This is a genomic window from Arthrobacter sp. 2YAF22_2 (assembly GCF_052114645.1).
Taxonomy (GTDB): Bacteria; Actinomycetota; Actinomycetes; order Actinomycetales; family Micrococcaceae; genus Arthrobacter.
This window is the reverse complement of record NZ_JBFRFD010000165.1, coordinates 1-6,749: the sequence shown is the minus strand read 5'-3', so window position 1 is coordinate 6,749 and position 6,749 is coordinate 1. Positions and strand designations below refer to the sequence as shown.

Sequence of the window (6,749 nt, the reverse complement as noted above, 5' to 3'; positions counted from 1 at the left end):
GATCGTGACCGGGCTGGTGGACGCGGCTGTGACGTTTACCGTGACGCCGGGCAGCAGGTTGGTGAAGGTGTTGGTCGCTGACGTGATGTCCTGGGCGGCCGTTGTTCCCGCGTAGAGCGTCACCCTGGCGTCGGTGGGGGGCGTGATCTGGGTCATGGTGTTGTTGGAGACAGAGAACCCTGCCGCGGTTCCGGTGGCGCCGGCGCTGAACTGCAGCCGGAACAGGGCGTTGCCGGAGGCGTCGACTTCGCCGGTGGCTATCTTGAGGACATTGACGCCGGCGGAGGAATTGTTCACCGCCGTCGCGACGTCGTCCAAGGACGTGGAGGCGGCAATGATGGTCGTCGGCGTGCCGGCGGCGCTGGTAATGGTGAACGTGTTGACGGGCCAGGTGGCGACCTTGTCACTGACCGAGACCTGGGCCTGGGCGGTCGCGCCCACCACCACGTCGATGGACCCGGCCGCGGCACCGGAAGCGGCAGTGGCCGTCACGCCCGCAGAGCTGCTGGTGGCGGAGAACAACTCCAGCGAGTCGGGCTTGCCGGCCGCTGTGGCCACGGTGGCCAGGGATGCCACTTTGCTGTTCAGGCCTTGGAGGGCGGAAATCATTGATTGAACCGATGACGACTGGTTCTTCAGCAGGGTCTGAGGGATAGCCTCGACCTGCATCAGCTGGCTGATGAGGGAGGTGGTATCCAGTCCACTGGCCAGGCCGGGAAGTGAGAGCCCCATGGATTGTCCTTCTGCCGTCGTCGATCAGTGCCTATGCGGTGACGGCGGCCGGAGAGTTTTTTGCTCTCCGGCCGCCGTTAGGTGCCAGTCCCTATCCGGCTACGCCGGAAGGAGTCAGTCGTTGCAGCTTAGCGCAGCAGCGAGAGGACGCCCTGGGTGGACTGGTTGGCCTGCGCGAGCATGGCCGTTCCTGCCTGGGACAGGATGTTGGAGCGGGTGTACTTCGACATCTCGTCAGCCATGTCGACGTCGCGGATCCGGGACTCGGAAGCCGTGAGGTTTTCCTTGGCAACACCGATGGTCTGCACTGCGGATTCCAGGCGGTTCTGGGAAGCACCCAGGGCCGCGCGGGCGGTGGAGACGTCCTTGATCTTTTCGTCCAGCAGGTTGATGGCGTTCTTCGCTCCGGTAGCGCTGGAGAAGTCCAGACCGGTGACCGTCGGGGTAGCCGGGGGAGTGAGGGGCGCGTCGTTCAGATCCGTTGCTGAAGGGGCAGTCGTGCCGACCGTCCCCCCGTCCTTGGAGGTAACGATGATGCCCTTGGTGCTACCGTCAGTGTTCTTTGCGATCGAGGCATTGAACTTCCCTGCGAATCCCGCCTCAGAGTTCAATTTGGTGACGAGCTCATCGGCAGTCATCGCGGTGGATCCGGTGTCGACCGAAACGGTCGAAGTGGCGGTTCCATTTGTCGAGGTGAAGGTGTACGTTCCGCCAGCGATGGTCGGTGCTCCGGTGCCCCCGTCAAACGCCTGGAAATCAAATTCCTGACCGCCTACAGGGTTAGAAGACTTCAAAGAGTCAGCGATGCCACGCACGTTGGCCTTGCTCAGGTCAACGGTGATCTGGCTGCTGGCGTCCCCACCGGCACCGATCTGGAAGCTCAGCTGACCGTTGGCGGATGCTCCGGCCTTGCCGTTGAGGAGGCTGATGCCGTTGAAGTTGGTGCCGTCGCCGATCCGCCCGAGCTCGTCCACCAGACCGGTTGCTTCAGTGGCAATGGCCTTGCGGGAGTCGGCGTTGTTGGAGTCGTTACCGGCCTGAACTGCCAGGTCGCGGAGACGCTGCAGGATGGCGTGGGTCTGGTTCAGGCCGCCTTCAGCGGTCTGGACCACGTTGATGCCGTCCTGGGCGTTGTTGGCTGCGACGCCCAGGCCGTTGACCTGCGAGCGCAGACCCTCGGAGATGGCCAGACCGGCTGCGTCATCCGCGGCGCGGTTGATGCGCAGGCCGCTGGAGAGCTTCTCCAGCGACTTGTTCAGGTTGGTCTGGGTGCTGCTGAGGTTGCGGTACGCGTTTGCTGCCGCGATGTTGGTGTTGACAACCATTCCCATGATGTTTCCTCCATGATTTGGGACGATGTTCGATGGCCCGTCCGTGGGCCTTCATGGGTAGTTATCGCCCGTCGGCCGGCATAGGTAAGCGAATTTACAAAAGAGTTTTCGGATGGCCCCTTTTCAGCAGACACCGACGTCGGCCTCCCCGCATCGCTAACGAAGGCCGGACCCCTGCCGATAGTTCCAGCGAACCCGAAAACTGGCTCGCGTCGTCCGCACGACCCGAATGCTTGCCACGGGTAGCCCGTCAGCCCGCACACCATTGACTTATGAGGGAGCCGTCCAGCCCATGGCCATCCACGAACTTTCCGCCTTGCTCTGGCGGGAGCGTGAACTCTTGGACGTTCTGACCTTCAAGCTCGAAGAGGAACAGTTGCTGCTCACGTCCGGTAACTCGCGGTGGCTTCCGCTCGGCACCAAAGAGGTCGAGCAGGTCCTGGGGCACCTCTCCCAGGCAAGCCTCGCCCGGACCATCGAGGCCGCCGTCGTCGCCGAATCCTGGGGCCTGCCCACGGACGCGACGCTGAGCGAACTGGTGGCCGCGGCACCCGAGGGAGCCTGGGCCGAGGTGCTCAACGCCCACCTGACGGCGCTGACGCGGCAAACGTCGTTGATCAAGGAACTGCGCGACACCAACGAGCAGTTCTTGCGGTCCGCCGTCCGCTCCACCCAGGAGTCGATCGCCGACCTGCAGCCCTCCTCGGCCGCGGGTACCTATGACGCGCAGGGCAAAACCGGGGCAACCGCCGGTTCCCGTATTTTCGACCAGAGGTTCTAAGGAGCCAGCATGAGCACTTTTGGTGCCCTGAACACGGCCTACCGTGGACTGACCGCGGCCCAGCAGGGAATGAATGTGGCCGGGCAGAATATTGCCAACGCAGCCACCGAAGGTTACACCCGCCAGCGCGTGCAGCAATCCCCGCTCGCGGCGCCGGCGCAGGGTCTCTGGGGCGCGGGTGCACCCCAAGTCGGTCAGGGCGTCTCGGTTGACGCGATCGCACGGCTGGGAAGCAGCTTCCTCGACGGCGGTGTCCGGTCCGCAGGCGCCCAGGCGGGATACGCCAGCGTACGGTCCTCCGCCCTCCAGAACATCGAGGGCGTCCTCAACGAACCCGGCGACAACGGCGTTTCCGCCGCCCTGCAGGGGTTTTGGTCGGCCTGGCAGGGTGTCGCCAACCAGCCCGGCGAAGCCGCTCCGTCCGGCTTGGTGATCCAGGCCGCGAACACCCTGACCACCCGCATCGCCACGGCCTACCAATCATTGGACGGGCAGTGGACTGACGCCCGGGGCCAGGCGGCCGACGCGGTGACCGCCGTCAATTCGGCGGCATCCCAGGTCGCGGCCTACAACACCACCATTCGGTCCACTCTCGCCGCCGGTGGGTCGGCCAATGAGCTGATCGACGCCCGGGCCAAGCTCACCGAGAGCATCGCGCGGTTGGCCGGAGGCACCGTGCGCGAGCAGGCCGACGGCACCGTGGATGTCCACATCGGCGGCAACGCCCTGGTGATGGGTTCCTCTGTGAGGACGCTTGCCCTCACCGGTGGGTCGTCCATGGCTGGCTCGGCCGCCAGCCCGGTCCAGCTCGAGTGGGCGGATCTGCCCGGCGTCGCGGTGGGGCTCGACGGCGGGCAGCTGGCAGGTTCCTTGTCCATCCTGGCCCCCGCGGCCGGCGGATCCGGCGGCGTGATCGCCGAGGCTGCCGCCTCCTACGACCGCCTGGCAACCCAGCTGGCCTCGGACGTCAACGCAGTCCACTCCGGCGGGCTGACGGCCGCGGGCACACCTGCCGGAGACTTCTTCTCGATCGATGCCAGCCGCCCGCCGGCGCTCGGGATCAGCTCCATCCAGGACCCGGCCCTGATCGGCGCGGCCGCCGTCGGCTCCGGGGCGAAGGACGGCCACAACGCCGATGCCCTGGCCCAGATCGGCACCAAAACTACATCCCCTGACGCGACGTGGCAGTCGATTGTGACCGGAATTGGCCTGCAGTCCAGAAACGCCCAGCAACACGAAACCCTCACCACCGCCGTCGAGACCTCGGCGCAAACCAGCAGGTCGTCCTCCGCGTCGGTCAGTTTGGACGAGGAGAACGTCAGCCTGCTCACCAACCAGCACGCCTACCAGGCGGCAGCCCGGGTGATGACCGCCGTGGATGAGGCCCTGGACGTCCTGATCAACCACACCGGCTTGGTAGGAAGGTAGCCATGCTTAACCGAGTCACAAACCTCACCATGTCCGCGGCTGCGCAGCGCAATCTTCAGCTGCAGCAGTCCAAGCTCGCCGGGCTTCAGGACAAGGCGTCGTCGCTGGATAAGATCAGCCGCCCCTCGGATGACCCGTCGGCCACCGCGCAGGCGCTGCAGACCCGCACCCGCCAGGCGGCGGCGGCACAATACAGCCGGAACATCGACGACGGGAACAGCTGGCTGACTGTCRCCGACTCGGCGCTGGGGCAGGCAACCAACATCCTTAACCGGGTCCGTGACCTGACCCTGCAGGCCTCGAACGACTCCCTGGGCCAAAAGGAACGCGACGCCATCTCCACCGAACTCAAAGGCCTGAATGCGGACCTGCTGTCGGTGGCCAACACCCAGCACCTGGGCCGTAACATCTTCGCCGGAACCTCTGACAAGGACGGCGCCTTCACCCAGCCCATCCCGCCGGACCCTGCGATCCCCGGCGATCCGGGCACGCCGCCGAGCTTCAACGGCACAGCCGGTGGCACCGTGGAACGTCGCGTCAGCGATAACCGGACCATCCGGGTGGACGCCGACGGCGCCAAGATCTTCGGGGATGGCAGCACATCCGTCTTCGCCCTGATCGGAAAGATCACCAGCGATCTCGATGCCGGGAATGCCTCCAACACCCATTTGACCGCGTTGGATCAAGGCATCAAGAATGTCATCAGCGGACGCGCGGAGATCGGCACACGGCAGGCCGAACTCGAACGCGCGGGAACCGTCAACACAGATTTGGAGGCCAGCTTGGACGCCCAGAAGACGGGAATCGAGAAGGCAGATCTCGGCAGCGTGATCATGGACCTGAAGCTCCAGGAAACCAACTACCAGGTGGCCCTGGCCGCCACGGCGCGGGTCCTGCAGCCCACACTGATGGACTTCCTGCGATGAACTCCGTCCTGAGCAGCACCCCCGTGACCTTCACCGCCCCCATGCCGGGCTTGGAAGCGGTCCACGACTTCGCGCTGCGCAGCATCGACAGCGCTCCGGGCCTCTTCGCCCTGGAATCAGAGTCCGCACCGGTGCGGCTCTTCCTGGCCGACACCTCGGTGTTCGTTCCGGGCTACACTCCCCGGCTTCCGGCCGCCGCTTTGGAAGCCCTGGAACTTGCCAAGGACGAGACGGCACAGGTGCTGGTGGTGGTCAACCACTCCCCCACCYCCACCACGGTGAATCTGATGGCGCCGATCGTGTTCAACCCGGCCAACCGCCGCTGCACCCAACTCGTGCTCGACGGCAAGGAATACCCGCTGCAGGCGGAACTCGGCGCGCTCTAGCTACTTCTTGGCGCTCCAGACGCTACGCAACTAGCAGTGGCGGGCCGGAGATGAATTCATACCACTCCGGGAACGGGTCAGGGGGTAATTCCAATTCGGGATCACGCCCCGGGTCCGGGGGCAGGCCCTCGACGCTGCCGTTGTCCGTGCTGATTAATCCGTTCGGCCAGTGGGGTGGTTCCCAGTCCTGGTGTTCGCTGGCGTAGTGCCGGCCGGCCGGTGAGGTCCAGCCCGGCGGGTGGTCTTTACTCGCTCCGGTGGGTGTCCAGGCGGTGCTGTGTTTGAGGCCGTGGTGTTTGCGGCAGGGCTGGCCGAGGTTTGAAATTCCGGTGGTGCCGCCGTCGGCCCASGCCAGCAGRTGGTCCGCCTCGTTAACCAGGGATTGGTTGTTGCAGCCCGGGAACGGGCAYYTGCCGTCCCGGAGSCGRAGCCASTGCCGCAGGGCCTTSGKSASCCGGTAGCTGGTCCGTCCGATCTCCAGCGGMGCCCCGTCCCSCGGGTCGGTCAGGACCCGGTARAACGARKCGGCGCCGTCSGCGACCAGGCGGCGRGCCATCGACGGCGGAATCGGACCGTACCCGTCCAGCACGGCCGGTTCCTCCGTGGCTCCCAGGAGCGACAGCGCCGGGACGGTGATCAGGACCTGCGCCCGCGGCGACKGAACACCACCCGCCACGCCCCCTGCCGCCGCACCACCGCCGAACGGGCCCCGTCCTGTCCCGCTGTCGGGCATTCCGGGGGTGAGGAGCCAGCCCGCGGCGACGTCCGCGCGGAGCTGGGACAGGTTTCTGGCCTCGTCGGGGCCCTGCAGGGCGCGGGCGGCGGCGGTGGTCCGGTCCCAGATTCCCGCGGCCGTGGCGGCGGGGAGGTAGGCGGAGAGCCAGGCCATCCCGTCCCGGTCCGGGGCATACTCGACCCGCCGGTCCGCCGCACACTTCGTGTGGCGGGCCTCGATGCTGACCGGGTGGTGGCGTTCCCGCCAGGCGCGGGCCTTGGCCCGGAACCGGCCCGGCACGAGCTCCCCGGCCCGGCAACCGCGCGCCGGGTCCGGGCCGGCCGGGTCCAGGAAGTGCGCCTCCAGCCCGGCCGTGCCGGCAGGGTCGAGGCCGGAGGTTTCGTCGACGACGATCCGGGCGTGTTGCCAGGAAATCGTCCCGGCCTGCAA

General features: G+C 66.5%; 7 protein-coding genes. 4 read left to right on the top strand and 3 right to left on the bottom strand.

Translation table 11 applies throughout. From position 1 onward, the window contains the following. The coding region (gene fliD, locus AB4Y86_RS08775) for a flagellar filament capping protein FliD (RefSeq protein ID WP_441401866.1) at positions 1 to 732 on the bottom strand (732 nt) is incomplete at its 3' end. 128 nt (positions 733 to 860) lie between these two features. Next, positions 861 to 2,063 carry a flagellin N-terminal helical domain-containing protein gene (locus AB4Y86_RS08770; RefSeq protein ID WP_441401865.1) on the bottom strand — a complete coding sequence of 401 codons (1,203 nt, stop codon included), beginning with the start codon at positions 2,061 to 2,063 and terminating at the stop codon, positions 861 to 863. Between the two features lie 292 nt (positions 2,064 to 2,355). Between AB4Y86_RS08770 and AB4Y86_RS08765 the strand changes: the two genes are divergently transcribed. The 4 genes from AB4Y86_RS08765 to AB4Y86_RS08750 are packed head-to-tail and all read left to right on the top strand — an operon-like array spanning position 2,356 to position 5,584. Continuing rightward, positions 2,356 to 2,844 carry a flagellar protein FlgN gene (locus tag AB4Y86_RS08765; protein ID WP_441401864.1) on the top strand — a complete coding sequence of 163 codons (489 nt, stop codon included), beginning with the start codon at positions 2,356 to 2,358 and terminating at the stop codon, positions 2,842 to 2,844. A gap of 9 nt (positions 2,845 to 2,853) precedes the next feature. Then, positions 2,854 to 4,272, top strand: a complete 1,419-nt coding sequence (flgK, locus tag AB4Y86_RS08760; RefSeq protein ID WP_441401863.1) for a flagellar hook-associated protein FlgK — start codon at positions 2,854 to 2,856, stop codon at positions 4,270 to 4,272. A 2-nt stretch (positions 4,273 to 4,274) separates the two neighbouring features. Further along, on the top strand, positions 4,275 to 5,198 hold the full coding sequence (flgL, locus tag AB4Y86_RS08755; protein WP_441401862.1) for a flagellar hook-associated protein FlgL: 924 nt from the start codon (positions 4,275 to 4,277) through the stop codon (positions 5,196 to 5,198). Then, positions 5,195 to 5,584, top strand: coding sequence for a flagellar assembly protein FliW (locus tag AB4Y86_RS08750; RefSeq protein WP_441401861.1), 390 nt, complete (start codon positions 5,195 to 5,197; stop codon positions 5,582 to 5,584). The genes flgL and AB4Y86_RS08750 overlap by 4 nt, the downstream gene beginning before the upstream one ends. Positions 5,585 to 5,606: 22 nt before the next feature. Here AB4Y86_RS08750 and AB4Y86_RS08745 read toward each other — a convergent pair. Beyond that, the coding region (locus tag AB4Y86_RS08745) for a DUF222 domain-containing protein (protein ID WP_441401860.1) at positions 5,607 to 6,749 on the bottom strand (1,143 nt) is incomplete at its 5' end.